We start from the raw sequence: 16,950 nt of genomic DNA, 5'->3' as shown, positions 1-16,950 counted from the left end.
AAAAACTCCATGCCAAGAGACATGGAGCGTTAATCGTCTTCATAATCTTCTGGCCTCGGCGGGTTATTGAGATCCGTGATGATCACCCGAGTCTTAGGTAGAATTTATCACTTGAACTATACTAACAGAATCCCCTTAACTTGTAAAGAAGAAATTCTCTCAAAACAAAAAAAATCGCGACCAAGTCGCGATTCCTTTAATTATCATTGAATTACATCAAGTCTAATGGGTTAAGCTTAATCCCAGGGCCAAAGGTTGCAGCTACAGCAACGCTCTTGATGTATTGACCCTTAGCTGCTGCTGGACGTGCACGAACAATTGCGTCACGTAAAGCGTTGAAGTTTTCAACTAATTGGTCTTCAGTGAATGATACCTTACCGATAGCAGCGTGGATAGCAGCTTGACGGTCAACACGGTATTCAACTTGACCAGCCTTAACGTTCTTAACAGCCTTTTCAATATCCATGGTTACAGTACCAGTCTTAGGGTTTGGCATTAAGCCCTTAGGCCCAAGAATCCGACCCAAACGACCTACCTTAGCCATCATCATAGGGGTAGCTACGACAACGTCAAAGTCAAGGTAACCATTTTGAACTTTTTCAACTAATTCATCTGAACCAACTTCGTCAGCACCGGCTGCCTTTGCTGCTTCAGCTTGTGGGCCTTCAGCAAAAACAATAACCTTTTGGGTCTTACCAGTACCGTTTGGCAAAACAAGTGAACCACGAATTTGTTGGTCAGCTTGCTTTGGGTCAACGCTTAAGTTGTATGATACTTCAACTGAAGCGTCAAAGTTTGCGTATGAAGTTTCCTTAACAAGTTTCATTGCTTCTGCAACTGAGTAAAACTTGCTTGAATCAACTTTCTTAGCAGCTTCTAAATATTTCTTACCATGCTTAGGCATGTGCTTTCCTCCTTGTGTATGTGGTCAAACGAGCCTCTCTATTGCTCTCCCACCTAGCGTTATTAGTTAATAACGGGATTAGTCAACGACTTCGATGCCCATGCTGCGTGCGGTACCTTCTACCATACGCATAGCAGCTTCAATATCAGCAGCGTTAAGGTCCTTCATCTTAGTTTCAGCGATTTCCTTAACTTGTGCCTTGGTAACCTTACCAACCTTGTTAGTGTTAGGTTCACCAGAAGCCTTCTTGATCTTAGCAGCTTGCTTAAGCAATACTGGTGCTGGTGGAGTCTTGGTAATGAATTCGAATGAACGGTCTTCATATACCGTGATGACTACAGGAATAATCATGCCCTTTTGATCAGCGGTTCTAGCGTTGAATTCCTTAGTGAAACCAACGATGTTGATACCAGCTTGACCTAAAGCAGGACCAACTGGAGGTGCAGGTGTTGCAGCACCAGCTGGGATTTGTAATTTAACTACAGTATGAACTTTCTTTGCCACGGTCAATACCTCCTTGATTCCGTGATGCGGTTAAAATGGAAAAGATACTTTCTTTTCCTCCCACAATATAAACATACCTAAATATCTTACCACCTAGGGGCAAGTAATACAACTAAGATATTTAATTAGTCAGAGACTTTTTCAACTTGGTCATAGTCAAGTTCTGCGGTGGTTTGACGACCAAACATATCAACTGAGACATACAATTTGTATTTATCAGGTTGAATATCGGTGATTTTTCCAATCATGCCGGCAAAGGCACCTTCACTGATCTTCACTTCTTCACCCAACTCATAGTTTTCAGTCGGCTTCTTGGCTGGTTCGCCTTGTTGCGCTAAAATGCGTTCAATTTCTTCATCTAATAATGGTGAAGGCTTTGAACCACCACCGTGGCTGCCCACAAAACCAGTAACATTAGGGGTGTTCCGCACAATGAACCAGCTTTCGTCAGTCATGACCATTTCAACCAAAACATATCCAGGGAAAACTTTTTCTTCAACTTCTTCTTTCTTCCCCCGAACCGTTTCTACTTTTGATTCTTCTGGAACGACTACCCGAAAAATATAGTCTTGCATGCCCATGCTTTGAGCACGTGAAAGCAGGTCTGATTTAACCTTGTCTTCGTATCCAGAGTAAGTATGCAATACGTACCATTGCTTCTTTGATGTTTCAACCATAATGAGTCTCCTTATTTTTTGGCAAACAAAAAAACCTCTGACAGAGGTTTCTTCTAGTTAGGTGTATTATACCATGCTCGACCTCGAGTTGCCTAGTATCTTAGAGCATCCCTATTAACCAGCTAAGCAAATAGTCGATACCACCGAGGTACAAACCAAAAAGAATCGAAAAAGTTACGACAATTGAAGTGTCGCGACGATTTTCTTTAAAGCTTGGCCAGTGCACCAACTTCATTTCATGCCCGACACTCTTGAAAAATTTGATCATAACTTCTTACCTCGTTTCTTTGTGTAAAGTTTGTGTTCCGCAATGCTTACAAAACTTCTTTAATTCTAAACGTTGCGTCCGGTTACTGCTTGCGGTGATTGAGTAGTTTCGCGACCCACAAACAGTGCAGGCTAAAGCTGCTTTTTTCACTGCCATAAATCTCACTTCCAAACTCCCGCTATTTTAACAAAAAAAGCAATATTATTCAACTGACTTAATTGAAGCTAACTTGTAGCCACTATCTTTAAACAGTTTAAACTTTTTTTGCAAGCCACTTGTGACATACACTTTCTTATCTTTGGTGATAAAGATTGCATCTACTCTTTTTTTCTTTTCAATGTAGGCATAGCCATCCTTAAGTCCTTTATCAAATGTGGCGGTCGACAAAGCATCGCCATCGGTAGAACGTGAGCTTACAATCGTCACTCCCATCAAGTTATTCTGGAACGGATAGCCTGTCTTAGGGTCCATCAAATGAGAATATGTCTTCTTGCCAACCTTCAAATACCGTTCATAGATTCCGCTAGTGACGATCGACTTATTTTTTTCAGGCATTGATCCGATGGCAACCCCACGACTACGTTTAGGGTCTTGTACCCCCACCGTCCAAGTTGAATGATTTGTAGGTGACTCTCCAAGCACATAAACATTTCCACCCAAATCGATAATAGCGCTAGTAACGCCATCTTTTCTTAGCACTTTTTTTACCTCATCGGTAATAAATCCCTTGGCAATGCCGCCAAGATCAAGCTGCATCCCTTTTTTAGTCAAATACACCGTCTGCTTAACGTCGTCAAATTGAACATTACGGTAATTAACTAATTTTAGTCTCTTGGTAATCTGGCTTTGTTTCGGTACATGTGCATCAGGAAAGCCAATCCGCCATAGCTGAGTAATCGGCCCAATTGCCATATCAAATGATTCATCAGAATTAGCACTATAGTGGTAGGCCTCCTTACATAAGCGGTAGATATCCCGGGAAGCCTTGACTGGTTTCACTCCAGCATATTTATTAACCTTATCGATTTCGCTGCCTTTTTGATTGACCGTTATCTTTTTGGCTAGTTCCTTGATCCGGGCAAAACCATCTTTAACTGCTTGCTGTTTGTGCTTGTTGTAGACCTTGATGGTACAAACTGTTCCCATCAAAAACTTCGTATCCTCTGTAGCCGTAGTTGTTATCGCCGTGGTATTTTTATGTTCCGGTTGGCTTTTAGTAGCACAAGCTGATAAGGTCAGCAGGGTCAAGCCTAATAATAATGGTAATAAAAAACGTCTTTTTTTCATTTGCTCTCTTAATTTTCTTGTAAAAGCAAACCCCGAAACTATTCAGCTTCGGGGTTTAATTAAATTAAACACTTTTGTTTTATTCAGAATAGATAATGTTGTCAACTTTAATGGTCTTGGTATTACCGTTTTCAGCGGCATTGATCAATTGACCAACATAAGCTGTAAATGAGTTTGAAGAATGGGTTGCGCCTGAAACTACTTGAACATTTGCATCCTTGGATTTATTAAATTCTTTATTCAATTTCGCAATATATTCCTTCGGCCCAATGCCGTTTACCTTCTTCATTTGCTTTTCGTAGGCTGCATCTTTGGCCTTTGAAACGCCCTTCTTATTTACTTGGTCATAATCCAAATGTGAAATCTTATTATTCTTTACAGTTAGCGTAAAGACTTGACGATAGCCGTGGTCATAATTGGTTTGCTCTAACTTGTAGGTGCCGTCCTTAAGCTTGCCATTATTGTTGATATGAATTGTGGCAGTATCACCTTTCTGAGCTGCTTGAATCAATTGGTTGAAGTAGTTTCTCAGCGTGTTTGAGGAGTGAGTTGCCCCTGAAACAACTTGAATTCCAGAAGCATCAGCTTGAGTTGAGGACAATTCCTTGGCCAACTTAGGGATGTATTCTTTAGGCCCAATACCGCTTATCTTTTTCATTTGCTTCTCGTAAGCTGCATTCTTAGTCTTAGAAACGCCTTTCTTATTTACTTGGTCATAACTAGAATTGGTAATCTTGTTGTTCTTGACAGTGATCGACACTTCTACTTTGTACCCATGATCATAATTATCTTCTACTAATTTATAAGTTCCATCCTTCATCTTAGCACCAGCAGTTTGTTTAGTTGCTTTCTTACTTGAAGAAGATGATGATGACTTAGCTACCTTGCTAGATGAAGTTGACGAACTGTTGCTTGAATTTGAAGCAGTTGTTGAACAGCCTGCCAATAAAAACGCCGAAAGTACAGCAGCACTAGCACACAAAATCGATTTCTTCATAATTATTCCTCTCTCTATTCCTTCCAAATGTGATCTAATTCACACAAATGTATTATACATCTACCTTACAAATGTTACAATTACAAATATAAAAACCGCTTGCATTGGTAATTTGAGAATATTTTTCGATTAGTTTTGCAATATTGCTTTATAAGCGTTCATTTTGTGAAAAAATAGACTTTCATTATTACTTTTTGTATAATAGCAGTGAAATATTGCATGAATAGATAGAGGTTTTCCCAATGTCAAAAACTAATATTGTTGTTATTGGGGGCGGCTTTGGAGGATTATATACCACTAAGCACCTTGCCAAGAAGTTAAAAAAGCGGAACGATGTCAAGATTACTTTAATAGACAAAAATCCCTACATGACCATGATGACTTCCTTGCATGAAGTTGCTGGTAATCGGGTTGATGCTACTAGTCTACAATACGATTTGCAACGGCTATTTTCACGACGTAAAAACGTTGACGTTGTAACTGATGAAATTTCCAAAATTGATCGTGATAAGCACGAAGTAATCGGTAAGTATGGAACCTACCCTTATGATTACGTTGTACTTGCAATTGGTAGTGAACCAAATGACTTCGGCACCCCTGGTGTAAAAGAGCATGGCTTCATGCTTGGCAGTCTTGAACAAGCAGAAGTACTGCGCGATCACATTGACTTAATGGTTCATATGGGGAGCAGGGAGCGCGATCCAGAGAAGCGGGCTCAATATCTTAATTTTGTTGTCGTTGGTACTGGTTTTACTGGGACTGAAATGGCGGGAGAATTAAATTCTTGGCGACCAGAACTAGCTAAACGTTATAATCTTGATCCATCTGAAATAAAAATCACCATGATGGAAATGGCACCAACGGTTATGAATATGCTTGATCGTCCAGATGCCGCAAAAGCAGAACGCTACTTCAAGAAACATGGAGTTGTGATCAAAACCAACACCGGAGTTGTTGGCGTCCATGAAGATTACGTTGATTTAAAAGACGGTTCGACTTTCCCAACTAAAACTTTAATTTGGACTGCTGGCGTTAAGGCCAAGGACTCGGCTGCTAACTTTGGTTTCAAACAGGCTAGGGCTGGTAGAATCGTTGTTAACGAATATTCGCAGCTCCCTGAAGATCCACACGTCTACGTTATTGGTGACGTTGCCTTTTACGATGAAAATGGATCTGGACGCGGTGAACCGCAAGTTGTTCAAGGTGCCGAATCAGCCGGAAAATGTGCTTTTAAAAATATCCTAGCTCAAATCAATAATAGCGAACCCGTCAAATTTAAGGGTACCTACTCTGGCTTCATGGTTTCTTTAGGGCCGAGTTGGGGCGTAGCTAGTTTAATGAACACCTTTCATTTGAGTGGCTTTTTTGCAATCTTGATGAAAGACTTGGTCGACATGATCTACTTCATCCAGATCTATTCTGGTTACTATCTTTTCCATTACATTATGGATGAATGGTTCCGAATCAAACGTCCGACTCTCTGGCGTGGAAATCTCAACCGGTATGGCAATGTTCTTTGGACGGTACCTCTTCGAATATATTTAGGAATGATGTGGCTAATCGATTGTTGGTACAAGGTCCAAGGAAGTGGTTCATGGTTTGGCAACAAGTTGCAATTGCAGTTTCCATGGTTAATGCAAGCTGCTACTTCCGGAGCTAGCCAAAAAGCAGGAGCTGCCACTTCGGCTGCTACCAATGCTGCCAACAGCTCTTCTTCTGCTGCCTCTGCTGTCCGCTTTTCTTTGAACTTTGACTATGGTCATTCACCAATGCCTGTGTTTAACCAGATGCCGGATTGGATGCAAAGTATAACTAAAGTGCTCATCCCTAACAACGATGCTGCCTTGGCTGCTCAAAAATTTATGACCGTGTTTGAAATTGCCTTAGGTATTTTATTGGTCATTGGTCTCTGCACTTGGTTTGCAGGTGCAATGAGTGCAATCTTTACCGCAATCTTCTGTTTAAGCGGAATGAATTACTGGGTTAATGTGTGGATGTTTTTTGCCGCAATTGCTGTAATGAACGGCTCTGGGCGAGCATTCGGCCTGGATATGTGGTTCGTTCCATGGCTTGAAAAGAAGCTGGGCAAGTGGCGTTATGGGATATTAAAACCATTTTATCTAGTTGATCATAACGGGCATAAGAATTAATATTAAAAGGTCTTATGGCAAAAAGCTATAAGACCTTTTTAAATGTAACTATGAATACAAACGATAAATTATTTAAATTTAAATTTGGCGATTTTTTTGCGGTTTTTGTCTTATTGGCTATCAGCCTATTGCCATACTTCTATCTGATTCAAGATACCCAAGCTAAAAAAGGCAATGATATTTATGCAATAGTTAAAGTCGATAGTAAAAAGGTTAAAACATTTGATTTGACCAAATCTAAGGATTTGTCATATACCATCAAACAAGCCAACAAGTACAATACCATCGTTATTAGAAATCATAAAATTGCAATTAACGATGCAAATTGTCGAGACCAAGTTTGTGTAAAGGAAGGCTTTAAAAGTAAAGCTGGCGAGAGCATCATTTGTCTTCCTCATAAAGTTAGCATCGAACTTGTGTCTGACAAGCCCACTAAAAAGAGCCAAAAAACTTTTGATCACACACTTGTAAATCCATGACAAATACTCACAACTTGCAAAGAAACGTTTGGATAGGTATTTTATGCAGCCAAGGAATTATTTTAGGCGTTGTTGAGCAAATGTTCCCTGCGCTAATTGCCGTTTTACCCGGAGCAAAGATTGGTTTAACGAATGTTATTACCCTAATGGCACTATTCACCCTACCTTTTTCCGACTGCATATTATTAACATTTTTGCGTCTAATATTAACATCACTGATTACTGGTGGAGCTGCCACTTTCATATATTCATTTGCAGGAGCCTTTTTAAGCCTCTTTATGATGAAACTTGCTAGTAAAATGTCTCCCCGTGTTTTCAGTATTTTAGGCGTTTCTATGATTGGTGGAATCACCCACAATTTTGGGCAAATTTTAGTAGCCTACTGGATATCTGGTGCCAAGAGCGTCCTGCTTTATTTACCATTTTTGGCACTCAGTGGTTTGCTCGCAGGACTGCTAGTAGGTCTTGGCGGAAAAGTGCTTTTAAGTCATCTAAACGATTCTGAATTCATCAAAGATCATCAAATTTCATTTGAAAGGTAAAATTATTAATGAACACCGACTCTTTTTGGAGTGACATACCTGAGCTTGCATCCGCTCTTGATAAAGTTGATCAGGTCATTCAAACAGAACTACAAGATGTTTCTGGACAGTTGGGCATTGCCGTACGTGAGCATTTTCAAGCAAAAGGCAAAATGCTCCGTCCGGCCTTATTCTTACTCTTTTTTAGTGGTAAAAATAAAAAACATTCGTTAAATAAAGGCTATCGTTTGGCGGCATCAATTGAAATGCTGCACAACGCTACTTTAATTCACGATGATATTGTCGATAACTCTCCCATTCGTCACGGCAAGCCGAGCATTTATGCTAAATATGGCAAACATACGGCCGTCTACACCGGGGATCTGCTTTTTGCTTTGTCATTAAATTTATTAAGTAAAAATGCCAGCAAACTAACAAACCTGCAACTAAATAGCAAAGCTATGTCAGGAATTTTACAAGGGGAAGTTGCACAATTTGGGCAGAATTATAATCTTGACATTACAATCGAAGAATATCTTGAACAAATTAAAGGCAAAACTGCCCTTCTCTTTGGATATTCCGCCAATCTAGGAGCACTTGAAGGTAATTGGGGCAACAAAATTGCTAATCAGGCAAAAGAATTTGGCGAAAATTTAGGGATGCTTTTTCAAATTCAAGACGATCTCCTTGATTACGCCTCGACAACTGAAGACTTTCGCAAGCCAGTTTTGTTGGATGTTCAAGATGGCGTTTATTCAGCCCCATTAATCTTTGCTCTCCAAAAAGATACTAGCAACGTGCTGCATGACTTGGTAAGGAAAGGGTGTAATCTAAAGCCAGTTGACCTATACAAGATTAGGGAGCTGGTTGTTAAATTGGGTGGGCTGACACAAGCTCATCAGCTCGCAAAGGAATACGAGAATCGGACCCGTGCATCCCTCAGTGAATTTTCCTCTTTGCCAAATTATCAAAATCTAACAAAATTTATGGATAAAATTTCAAATCGCAACTATTAAAAAAAGCCGCCCAAGCTAGAATTGAGCGGCCTTTTTATTTTACTAATTTTGTGCCTTTGCCTTTTTGCTAAAACCAAAAATAAATTGTAAGACGGTTAATACAATATAGCCGTAGAAACTATATACTATCCATGCAATATTGCTAATCTTTGAGGCAAACCAGTACCACTGATTATCTTGGCTTCCATAGATGATCGTTAAGATTCCTAAAGCAAGTGTACCTAACGCATTGATAATGGCAAAAATCCACAAATTTCCATTTTCTCCATGAGCTAGATAGATAATTGACCAGACTAAGGACCAAATTCCCCAGAGCGCTGCAGCTGCAACAATAATCCAATAAAAAATAGTAGCAAACATTGTAACTTCCTCCATCTATATAATTATATTTTACCATAATGTGAAACACTGCACTAATAATTTTGAATCCGTTTTCCGAAGCGCTGCTAACTAAATTTCAGTTAGAATATAGTCAGAAAGAAGTGATCATTTTGAAAATCGTAATTGCTCCGGACTCCTTCAAAGGCAGTCTGTCAGCCCAAGCCGTCGCCCAAGCAATCCACCACGGTATGGCCCCAATATTACCCGGGAAATATACCCTCTTACCGATTGCTGATGGTGGCGAAGGCACAATGGACGTTATGCTGCAAGCCCAACCTAGTCAAAGAATTCAAGTCCAAGTTCACGACCCACTAGGAAACAGCGTCAAGGCTGAATACGGCATACTAGATCAGGGAAAAACCGCAGTGATTGAAATGGCACAAGCTAGTGGCTTGCAATATGTCGGCTCAGGAGCACCTTTTGCAGCCAGCAGCTATGGGACAGGTGAATTAATAAAAGCCGCCCTAAATCAAGGCGTAAGCAAAATAATCGTGGCTCTTGGCGGCAGCGGAACTAACGATGGTGGGGCAGGAATCTTGCAAGCCCTTGGTTTACACCTACTTGACCAAAACAGACAGGACATCCCTCAAGGAAACGCAGCCTTAGCCAACTTAACCCAGATCACGGGTCAGCTAGATGAACGGATTAACAAAGTTAAAATTATTATTGCTTCTGACGTCACCAATCCTCTCCTAGGAAAAAATGGTGCCAGTTACGTCTTTGGTCTTCAAAAAGGAGCAAAACCCGCGGATTTACCAATCCTTGACCAAAATTTGCACAACTTTGCCAATATAGCAGCCGATTATCTGAAGACAGATTATTCAACCCAACCTGGCACTGGTGCAGCTGGAGGATGCGGTTTTGCCCTCCGGGCATTTCTTGGTGCTGAAATGAAAGCTGGTGCTGAAGTGGTGCTGGATACTATCAATTTTGCCAGTGCTATTGCATCAGCTGATTTCTTAATCGTTGGCGAGGGAGCAACTGATAATCAGACCAAATTTGGAAAGGCACCATATGCAGCCGCAAAACTAGCGAAAAAGCTTAATCCTAAAATTACCGTAATTGCAATTTCAGGAAAGCTGGGCCAGGTGGATCAACTTTACGATTATCTTGATGCTTGTTTTGCTGTAGAGCAAGGGCCAAGCAGTCTGACGGAAGCAATTAACCATGCTGCAAGCAATTTAAGTTTAACTAGTGCTAATCTTGCTCGTTTAATAAAAAAGCTAAAGTAAAAGGACGACTCAAACGAGTCGTCCTTTTTGGTATCCTTTATTTTTTACGCGTGAAGAAACGTTTGATTTTTTGTCCGATGGTCAATGCCTTACGCATGTGATCAGCTGGAACGTAATTTCTAATTGCCCTAAGTGCCTTTTTAGGCGTCTTAGTAGCAAAAATAAAGGATCCGTTTGATTTTGTACGAAGTTCAAAACGAGGAATGTACTTACCTTTAAAATGAACATCAGCTACGACATAAGTGACTTCTGTCCAAGGAATTTGTACATAATCTTCGACGTTTCGTTCATTGTAAAATTCAAATGCTTTATCGCCGATCATGCATTTTCCATAGGATGATATCCCACGAAACCAAGTTGCATCGGATGCAAAATCGACTCGGGTATTAATTGATTTAGGCATTTTTGATTAAAGAATTCCCCATAAGTGGAATAATACACCAACAACAAAGATACCGATGATGATCCAAATTGGAGAAACTTTCTTCTTAAGCAACCACATGCAAAGGAAAGTTAACAGCAAAGCTGCCAAACCTGGAATCAATTGGTCCAAGTTATTTTGCAAAGTAGTAGTCTTGTACTTAGTAAGTGACAAGCCATTACCATTGTTGTATTGGATCAAAGCTTGCTTAATACCAGCAGCACCATCAGGCAACTTGCTCCATTCAATGTAACCGCCCTTTTGGATAGGAGTCTTAGAAACAACAGGTACAAAGTTAATTGATACCCAACGTTCAATCAGGGCACCCAAAACGAACATACCCATCATTGAAGCACCACGGGTAACCTTTTGCAAAAGACCACCTGACATGTCCTTGGTGATAGCAGAACCAGCCTTGTAACCTAATTCTTGCGTGTACCACAAGAAGCCGATCCGGATTAAGTTCCAAAGTACAAAGAACAGAATTGGGCCCATAACGTTGCCGCTAATTGCCATTGAAGCACCTAAGGCACCTAAAATAGGACGTACGGTGTACCAGAACACAGGGTCACCAACACCGGCCAAAGGCCCCATCATACCAACCTTAACACCTTGGATAGCTTCATCTTCAACCGGCGCACCGTTTGCCTTATCTTCTTCCAAGGCCAAGGTAACACCAATGATTGGTGAAGCCAAGTATGGGTGGGTGTTAAAGAATACCAAGTGTCTTTGCAAAGCTGCTGACATATCGTCTTTGTTTGAGTACAGCTTTCTCAATGCAGGGATTAATGAGTAAGCCCAACCACCGTTCTGCATTCTTTCATAGTTCCAAGAACCTTGAAGGAATTGTGAGTGCCACATAACATTGAAGCGGTCGGCTTTTGTTAAACTAATTTTCTTATCAGCCATTTTAAAATCCTCCTCTAGCGCTTATTTTAATAGTCATCAATAATGTCGCCGAGTGGATCACCTGTACCGCTTGCTGCGTTATTTGATGAACCGCCCTTGCCAGCCTTGTCTTCAAGAGCCAAGTACATTAAGGCTAATGACAAGCCAATTGCACCTAAGGCGATCAAAGTCAAGTCGTTAATTGCGGCTAAAGCAAAACCAATGGCGAAGAATGGCCAAACTTCACGTGAAGCCATCATGTTAATAACCATAGCGTAACCTACGGCAACAACCATACCACCACCGATAGTCATACCTTCGGTTAACCATGATGGCATTGAGCTTAAGGCTGCACGAACAGCAGAAGAAGGAATAGCTAACAATGCAGCAGCTGGGATGGCAATCCGCAAACCTTGCAAGCAAACAGCAATCCATTGCCAAACATTGATCATCCGCCAGTTACCCTTCTTTGCGTATGAATCCATAATGTGGACGATAGCAGTTGAAATCGTACGAACAATCATGGTTAAGAACAAGCCGGCAACAGCCAAAGGAATGGCAATACCGGTAGCAGTACCGATACCGCTAACGCCTTGACCACCTTGAACCAAGATGATAGCTGAAGCAACAGCTGCTAATGCGGCGTCTGGCGCAACAGCCGCACCGATATTAGCCCAACCCATGGCGATCATTTGTAAAGAACCGCCCAGCATTACGCCTAAGGACAAGTGACCTGATACCAGGCCGATTAAAGTACATGCAACTAGTGGTTGGTGAAATTCCCATTCATCAAGGATACCTTCCATACCAGCTAAGAAGGCAACAACCACTACCAAAATCATTTGAATAGCGTTCATTTCTATACTCCTAATTTTATTTGTTCTTTTCGTCGAGCAACCGTTGTGCCTTCTTTAAAATGGCATCCATGTCGCCCTTATTGTCTGAAGGAACTTTACGAACGTCAAACTTGATACCCTTCTTTTCAAGTTCACGGAAAGTATCAACGTCTTCTTGGTTCATTGATAAAACGTTATTGGCGTTTACGTCACCTTCAGAGTAAGACATTGAGCCGACATTAAGTGTCTTGACATCAAGTCCGGCGTCAATCATCTTCAAAAAGTCTTCAGGGTTTTCAAACAGAAGCATGGCATGAGTATTCCCAAATCTTGGGTCCTTCATGATTTGTTCCATCTTCTTCAAAGGCACAGCGTGAGCCTTAACGCCTGCAGGCGCAGCATCACGAATCATGCCCTTACGCAATTCATCTTTGGCTACCTTGTCAGAAACAACGATAACCCGATCTGGCTTCAATTGTGGAATCCAACCAGTAGCAACTTGACCATGCAATAACCGAGAGTCGATTCTGGCCAAAACATACTTGATGTGTCCATCACCAATTACAGTCCCTTCTGGGATTGACTTGGCTGGTGCATTATTGCCTTGAACGGCAGCCTTAACTTCTGACTTAGGCATTAAGTCTTCAGGCTTGGTCTTGATACCGTCCTTAGCTGGTTGCACAATTGCAGTTGCAATCTTGTGTGCTGAATCAACTGACATTCTTTGAGTCAGTGCTTCAACCACCATTGGTAAGTTCATACCACTAACAATAGCCCACTTGTCGGCGTGCTTTTCAACTAAACCATTTGCTTGGTTGAAAGGCGTTCCGCCCCAGAGGTCAACAATAAACAATACTTCGTCTTGATTATCAAACGAAGCAATTGCTTTTTCCATCTTGCCACGGATGTCATCTGGCCCTTCTTCAGGCTTCAAGATAACATGAGCGAAGTTCTCTTGTTCACCAAACAGCATTTGTGCAGATTCTGCAATGCCGTCAGCAAAACCACCATGGCTGGCTAATACAATTCCTACCATGTTTTTTCCCCCTCTAGATAAAAATGTATCCGCTTTTAATTTTACAATAAATGGATTGGAATAGACAGACTTTTTTTCAAACAAATGAAACAATTAACAAGCATTTACAAATCTAAAATATTTTGAATTTTCAACAAAAATGGGCTAATCATTTAACTTATTTTAAGTAATGGCTGATTATATGCGCTTTCATTCAAAAACTTGTGAAGTTGAATACTAACTTTTGTTTTTTTCAGCAAGAAAAAAGCAGCGCTTACACGCTGCCGCTAAAAAGTTGCATTAATAATTTCCGGTAAACATTTTTCCTGCCTTTGGCGGTTCATAATCACCAAAATATTTATGTGGATCCAAATGCAAGTAGTCGCAAAGATCATAAACTTCAGTCATGGTTTTATCAATGACGGGAATCCCATTTTCTTTACGATCCTTGACGAAAGCTGCTTCTTTTTCACCATGAGTATAAATTCGACTTTGCCCACTAGCTTTTGGTGCATCACGCAAAGACTGTAAATAATTGGACAAATGAGCCTTAATTGCAGCAGGATCACCAAAAGCAACCAAATTAATTGCCATAAAGCCGTGGCAGATCCCGCTTTTTCCAGCTTTCATCGTCTCATTACTGGTTAAGCCTTGGGATAAGATAGAACTAAATAATTCAGAAACCATGCCATTGCCGTAGCCTTTATGCGAGCCCAATTGTTCAGTTGAACCACCTAACGGCATAATGCCGCCGCCGCGATGAGCAGCAATATTAGCTAAAACGGCACCAGCGTCATTTGTTGGTTGGCCTTCTGCATCAAGGGCCCAGCCATCCGGCAGCTTTTCGCCCAGCTTATTGTACATTTCAAGTTTTCCGCGAGTTACCACTGAGGTAGCTGCATCAAAAAAGAAATCATAGGGATCAGCCGGTACACACCAAGCTTGCGGGTTCGAACCGATCATGGCTTTGCTGGCATAAGTTGGAACCATGATTGCCTCACTGTTGGTCGAAGAAAAACCAATCATGTTTTGGCGGGCAGCCATTTTTGCGTAATAGCCGGCGATCCCATAGTGATTGGAGTTGCGCACTGAAACAATGCCGACGCCACTCTTTTTAGCTTTTTTGATGGCTAAATTCATTGCAAACACGCCATTCAGTTGGCCCATGCCATCATGACCATCAACAACTGCAGATACTGGGGTTTCAAATACTATTTCAGGCTTGGCATCGACTTTCATCGTACCCTTTTGAATCCCCTTATAGTAGCGCACCAAACGCTGCATACCATGGCTTTGAATACCGTACAAATCGGCAGTCAGCAAAACGTCGGTAATCGTTGCTGCGTCATGCTCGCTAAAACCAAATTTCTGAAATGCGTCCATACACAAAGCATTTAACTGTTCGTAAGAAAATCTAACCTTTTTACCTTGGCTCATGTTAACGTCCTCCTTGTCTACCTCAATTTAAAGCCCTTACATCATTGATGTAAAAGGCATTTTCTTTCTTGAAAAGTATTCCTCGGAGGAATGGTAAATTTAGTTTTCCATAACTATAATGATTATGAGGTAGATATCATGAATCAACGAGACATCGAATTACTGCTTTCTTTAGAGCAAACCAAAAACATTACCGCAACTAGTGAGAATTTTTTTATTACCCAATCGGCTTTATCTAAGCGGCTAAATGCGCTCGAAGCTGAGCTACAGGTACAAATAGTGCTCCGCTCCCGCCATGGTGTGCAATTTACTCCTGCTGGAGAAATTGTATTGAAACGAATTCACCAAATTCACCAGCAATTTGGCTTGATGCAAAGCGAGTTGACTGAAATCACTCATGAAGTTACCGGCAGTTTAAAAATTGGGGTTTCTTATAATTTTGCCCGCTATCAATTTTCGCAGGTTCTAGCGGGCTTTAAGAAAAAAATATCCCAAGGTGGCAATCTCGGTTCAAACTGCCAACAGTCCTAGATTTGCGGATGACCTGCATTCCGAGAAATTAGATCTGGTTATTTCTCGTGGTCGCTACTCGGGCAATAAAAATCGGACTTTGCTAATGACAGAGCCGGTTTACCTCGCATGCAGACAGGAAACCACCTTGACCGACCTGCCCGCTCAACCATATATCGTCCACCATACTGATAAACTATTAGAAAGCGAACAAGATCGCTGGCTGAGTGAACATCATCTTTTGTCTAAGATCCATACTGATTTGACCATTGACAACATTATAACTGTAGCTGATTTAGTCGAAGCTGGTATTGGGTGGTCTATTTTACCGGAGATCTGTTTAAATAATTTTTCTGGGTATAAAACACCACTTACTTTTAAAGATGGCACCAAATTTGAAAGGAGTACTTTTATCAGTGAAAACCAAGAAAGTTCCCAATTAGTTCAGGTCAAAGCCTTTAAAGATTATGTCGTGAATTACTTTACTAATCAATCCAAATTACTGTGACTAAAAGGAAAAGCGTAAAACTACATCAAGTTAGTTTTACGCTATTTTTCTATCCAAACAGACTATTTAAGATTTGTGAAATAAAGCCCCACATTTGACTGTAGGCAGTGCTAAAAACCAGGCCAACTGTCAAAACTATCACTAAAGCCGCTGCTGTAGTGCTAAAGATTGTCCCAATTAAGCGATCTTGAACCACGCCCACACTATCCATCAAGATGGGAGCATTTGCACTCACTATTAACAACAATATTGATAAACACAAACATACTGCTACCAGTAAGGTTAAGGATCCCATACCTAAAAAGGATAAAAATAGTACCAAACTGATAAAAAGGTTGTAACTACTATATTGCGCTACCCGATTGACGTAATTAGAAAATTTTATTTCGCTATTGTGACTATACCGGTACCCTAAATAGGCTGCGCCAATAATCAGAAAATCAGCAAAACACAGATATAACATCACATAAATTAGTAGACTATGAATTCTGAGGACTGAACTGCTGTACATCATGTTCATAGTTGAATTCATATCGTTGATGTTGTAATACTTATTAACAATACCTGTTAAGCCGATGGCTAGCCCCAAAAGCACTAAGAGATTTTCAATAAATAAAGTTAAAATTCCATACCAAGACTTACCGTGGACATATTCTCCCGGTTTCTTCCAAGCGTGCAATAACCAATTCCAGTAATTAATAATCATCAGCTCCTCATCAAAATCGTTATTAGCAATATTTTAACAAAGCTGGCCTCAAAGTTCTATGATTAGCCTCTGGTAAAAACAAAAAGAGCCAAGCTCCTTGCTTGACTCTCTCTTCCTTACTCCGGCTGTCAGACTCGAACTGACGACATCGTGATTAACAGTCACGCGCTCTACCAACTGAGCTAAGCCGGAATATTAAAAAAAGCGCGGCGA

At 40.8% G+C, this 16,950-nt stretch carries 21 protein-coding genes, 1 tRNA gene and 1 other annotated feature (1 of these 23 only partly in view); of the genes, 7 read left to right on the top strand and 15 right to left on the bottom strand.

What is annotated here, in order from left to right; translation table 11 throughout:
- Positions 1-116 (bottom strand) — a sequence feature (ribosomal protein L10 leader region); it reaches 11 nt to the left of the window's first position.
- A gap of 95 nt (positions 117-211) precedes the next feature.
- The 7 genes from rplA to pplA form a co-directional block, all read right to left on the bottom strand.
- Positions 212-904, bottom strand: coding sequence for a 50S ribosomal protein L1 (gene rplA / locus KI210_RS05890; RefSeq protein WP_212780978.1), 693 nt, complete (start codon positions 902-904; stop codon positions 212-214).
- 78 nt (positions 905-982) lie between these two features.
- Positions 983-1,408, bottom strand: a complete 426-nt coding sequence (rplK, locus tag KI210_RS05885; protein ID WP_212780977.1) for a 50S ribosomal protein L11 — start codon at positions 1,406-1,408, stop codon at positions 983-985.
- Positions 1,409-1,533: 125 nt separating this feature from the next.
- Positions 1,534-2,085, bottom strand: a complete 552-nt coding sequence (gene nusG / locus KI210_RS05880; protein ID WP_212780976.1) for a transcription termination/antitermination protein NusG — start codon at positions 2,083-2,085, stop codon at positions 1,534-1,536.
- A gap of 100 nt (positions 2,086-2,185) precedes the next feature.
- Positions 2,186-2,353 carry a preprotein translocase subunit SecE gene (gene secE / locus KI210_RS05875; protein WP_212780975.1) on the bottom strand — a complete coding sequence of 56 codons (168 nt, stop codon included), beginning with the start codon at positions 2,351-2,353 and terminating at the stop codon, positions 2,186-2,188.
- A gap of 6 nt (positions 2,354-2,359) precedes the next feature.
- On the bottom strand, positions 2,360-2,509 hold the full coding sequence (gene rpmG, locus KI210_RS05870; RefSeq protein WP_212780974.1) for a 50S ribosomal protein L33: 150 nt from the start codon (positions 2,507-2,509) through the stop codon (positions 2,360-2,362).
- Between the two features lie 45 nt (positions 2,510-2,554).
- Positions 2,555-3,640, bottom strand: coding sequence for an FAD:protein FMN transferase (locus KI210_RS05865; protein WP_212780973.1), 1,086 nt, complete (start codon positions 3,638-3,640; stop codon positions 2,555-2,557).
- 79 nt (positions 3,641-3,719) lie between these two features.
- Positions 3,720-4,637, bottom strand: a complete 918-nt coding sequence (pplA, locus tag KI210_RS05860) for an extracellular electron transfer flavoprotein PplA (RefSeq protein WP_212780972.1) — start codon at positions 4,635-4,637, stop codon at positions 3,720-3,722.
- 242 nt (positions 4,638-4,879) lie between these two features.
- Here pplA and KI210_RS05855 point away from each other — a divergent pair, with 242 nt between their 5' ends.
- The 4 genes from KI210_RS05855 to KI210_RS05840 are packed head-to-tail and all read left to right on the top strand — an operon-like array spanning position 4,880 to position 8,803.
- Positions 4,880-6,787: an FAD-dependent oxidoreductase gene (locus KI210_RS05855; protein ID WP_212780971.1), complete on the top strand. Its 1,908-nt coding sequence runs from the start codon at positions 4,880-4,882 to the stop codon at positions 6,785-6,787.
- A 14-nt stretch (positions 6,788-6,801) separates the two neighbouring features.
- The gene (locus KI210_RS05850) at positions 6,802-7,266 is read left to right on the top strand and encodes a NusG domain II-containing protein (RefSeq protein ID WP_212780970.1); all 465 of its coding nucleotides are present in this window, start codon (positions 6,802-6,804) and stop codon (positions 7,264-7,266) included.
- Between the two features lie 14 nt (positions 7,267-7,280).
- Entirely contained in the window at positions 7,281-7,808 is a 528-nt protein-coding gene (locus KI210_RS05845; RefSeq protein WP_246487332.1) for a Gx transporter family protein, read from the top strand.
- 8 nt (positions 7,809-7,816) lie between these two features.
- Positions 7,817-8,803: a polyprenyl synthetase family protein gene (locus KI210_RS05840; RefSeq protein ID WP_212780968.1), complete on the top strand. Its 987-nt coding sequence runs from the start codon at positions 7,817-7,819 to the stop codon at positions 8,801-8,803.
- A gap of 42 nt (positions 8,804-8,845) precedes the next feature.
- Here KI210_RS05840 and KI210_RS05835 read toward each other — a convergent pair whose 3' ends face one another.
- A complete protein-coding gene (locus KI210_RS05835; protein ID WP_212780967.1) occupies positions 8,846-9,163 on the bottom strand; it encodes a hypothetical protein in 318 nt (105 codons plus the stop codon).
- Between the two features lie 122 nt (positions 9,164-9,285).
- Here KI210_RS05835 and KI210_RS05830 point away from each other — a divergent pair, with 122 nt between their 5' ends.
- Positions 9,286-10,416, top strand: coding sequence for a glycerate kinase (locus tag KI210_RS05830; protein ID WP_246487331.1), 1,131 nt, complete (start codon positions 9,286-9,288; stop codon positions 10,414-10,416).
- A 37-nt stretch (positions 10,417-10,453) separates the two neighbouring features.
- Here KI210_RS05830 and KI210_RS05825 read toward each other — a convergent pair whose 3' ends face one another.
- The 5 genes from KI210_RS05825 to KI210_RS05805 form a co-directional block, all read right to left on the bottom strand.
- Positions 10,454-10,819, bottom strand: a complete 366-nt coding sequence (locus KI210_RS05825; protein WP_212780965.1) for a DUF956 family protein — start codon at positions 10,817-10,819, stop codon at positions 10,454-10,456.
- A 6-nt stretch (positions 10,820-10,825) separates the two neighbouring features.
- Positions 10,826-11,746, bottom strand: a complete 921-nt coding sequence (locus KI210_RS05820) for a PTS system mannose/fructose/sorbose family transporter subunit IID (protein WP_212780964.1) — start codon at positions 11,744-11,746, stop codon at positions 10,826-10,828.
- A gap of 26 nt (positions 11,747-11,772) precedes the next feature.
- Positions 11,773-12,582, bottom strand: a complete 810-nt coding sequence (locus KI210_RS05815) for a PTS mannose/fructose/sorbose transporter subunit IIC (RefSeq protein WP_212780963.1) — start codon at positions 12,580-12,582, stop codon at positions 11,773-11,775.
- A 16-nt stretch (positions 12,583-12,598) separates the two neighbouring features.
- On the bottom strand, positions 12,599-13,597 hold the full coding sequence (locus KI210_RS05810) for a mannose/fructose/sorbose PTS transporter subunit IIA (protein WP_212780962.1): 999 nt from the start codon (positions 13,595-13,597) through the stop codon (positions 12,599-12,601).
- A 279-nt stretch (positions 13,598-13,876) separates the two neighbouring features.
- Positions 13,877-15,013 carry an Ldh family oxidoreductase gene (locus KI210_RS05805; RefSeq protein WP_212780961.1) on the bottom strand — a complete coding sequence of 379 codons (1,137 nt, stop codon included), beginning with the start codon at positions 15,011-15,013 and terminating at the stop codon, positions 13,877-13,879.
- A 138-nt stretch (positions 15,014-15,151) separates the two neighbouring features.
- On the opposite strand from KI210_RS05805, the gene KI210_RS05800 reads away from it, so the two are divergent.
- Both KI210_RS05800 and KI210_RS05795 read left to right on the top strand, forming a co-directional pair.
- Complete coding sequence (locus KI210_RS05800; protein WP_212780960.1) at positions 15,152-15,544, top strand: LysR family transcriptional regulator; 393 nt, start codon at positions 15,152-15,154, stop codon at positions 15,542-15,544.
- On the top strand, positions 15,510-16,031 hold the full coding sequence (locus KI210_RS05795) for a substrate-binding domain-containing protein (protein WP_212780959.1): 522 nt from the start codon (positions 15,510-15,512) through the stop codon (positions 16,029-16,031). The genes KI210_RS05800 and KI210_RS05795 overlap by 35 nt, the downstream gene beginning before the upstream one ends.
- 49 nt (positions 16,032-16,080) lie before the next feature.
- Here KI210_RS05795 and KI210_RS05790 read toward each other — a convergent pair whose 3' ends face one another.
- Positions 16,081-16,737, bottom strand: a complete 657-nt coding sequence (locus KI210_RS05790) for a hypothetical protein (RefSeq protein ID WP_212780958.1) — start codon at positions 16,735-16,737, stop codon at positions 16,081-16,083.
- Positions 16,738-16,856: 119 nt separating this feature from the next.
- A tRNA-Asn gene (locus KI210_RS05785) sits at positions 16,857-16,929 on the bottom strand.
- Between the last annotated feature and the right edge of the window lie 21 nt (positions 16,930-16,950).

Source organism: Lactobacillus corticis, assembly GCF_018327645.1.
GTDB classification, from domain to species: domain Bacteria; phylum Bacillota; class Bacilli; order Lactobacillales; family Lactobacillaceae; genus Lactobacillus; species Lactobacillus corticis.
The sequence above is the reverse complement of the archived record's forward strand: the minus strand, read 5'-3'. Positions and strand labels throughout refer to the sequence as shown.

Excerpts from the sequence above, each read along its gene's own strand:
- rplA (WP_212780978.1), bottom strand. The coding sequence starts at position 904 with ATGCCTAAGCATGGTAAGAAATATTTAGAAGCTGCTAAGAAAGTTGAT.
- nusG (WP_212780976.1), bottom strand. The coding sequence starts at position 2,085 with ATGGTTGAAACATCAAAGAAGCAATGGTACGTATTGCATACTTACTCT.
- secE (WP_212780975.1), bottom strand. The coding sequence starts at position 2,353 with ATGATCAAATTTTTCAAGAGTGTCGGGCATGAAATGAAGTTGGTGCAC.
- rpmG (WP_212780974.1), bottom strand. The coding sequence starts at position 2,509 with ATGGCAGTGAAAAAAGCAGCTTTAGCCTGCACTGTTTGTGGGTCGCGA.
- KI210_RS05865 (WP_212780973.1), bottom strand. The coding sequence starts at position 3,640 with ATGAAAAAAAGACGTTTTTTATTACCATTATTATTAGGCTTGACCCTG.
- pplA (WP_212780972.1), bottom strand. The coding sequence starts at position 4,637 with ATGAAGAAATCGATTTTGTGTGCTAGTGCTGCTGTACTTTCGGCGTTT.
- KI210_RS05855 (WP_212780971.1), top strand. The coding sequence starts at position 4,880 with ATGTCAAAAACTAATATTGTTGTTATTGGGGGCGGCTTTGGAGGATTA.
- KI210_RS05850 (WP_212780970.1), top strand. The coding sequence starts at position 6,802 with ATGGCAAAAAGCTATAAGACCTTTTTAAATGTAACTATGAATACAAAC.
- KI210_RS05840 (WP_212780968.1), top strand. The coding sequence starts at position 7,817 with ATGAACACCGACTCTTTTTGGAGTGACATACCTGAGCTTGCATCCGCT.
- KI210_RS05835 (WP_212780967.1), bottom strand. The coding sequence starts at position 9,163 with ATGTTTGCTACTATTTTTTATTGGATTATTGTTGCAGCTGCAGCGCTC.
- KI210_RS05825 (WP_212780965.1), bottom strand. The coding sequence starts at position 10,819 with ATGCCTAAATCAATTAATACCCGAGTCGATTTTGCATCCGATGCAACT.
- KI210_RS05820 (WP_212780964.1), bottom strand. The coding sequence starts at position 11,746 with ATGGCTGATAAGAAAATTAGTTTAACAAAAGCCGACCGCTTCAATGTT.
- KI210_RS05815 (WP_212780963.1), bottom strand. The coding sequence starts at position 12,582 with ATGAACGCTATTCAAATGATTTTGGTAGTGGTTGTTGCCTTCTTAGCT.
- KI210_RS05810 (WP_212780962.1), bottom strand. The coding sequence starts at position 13,597 with ATGGTAGGAATTGTATTAGCCAGCCATGGTGGTTTTGCTGACGGCATT.
- KI210_RS05805 (WP_212780961.1), bottom strand. The coding sequence starts at position 15,013 with ATGAGCCAAGGTAAAAAGGTTAGATTTTCTTACGAACAGTTAAATGCT.
- KI210_RS05800 (WP_212780960.1), top strand. The coding sequence starts at position 15,152 with ATGAATCAACGAGACATCGAATTACTGCTTTCTTTAGAGCAAACCAAA.
- KI210_RS05790 (WP_212780958.1), bottom strand. The coding sequence starts at position 16,737 with ATGATTATTAATTACTGGAATTGGTTATTGCACGCTTGGAAGAAACCG.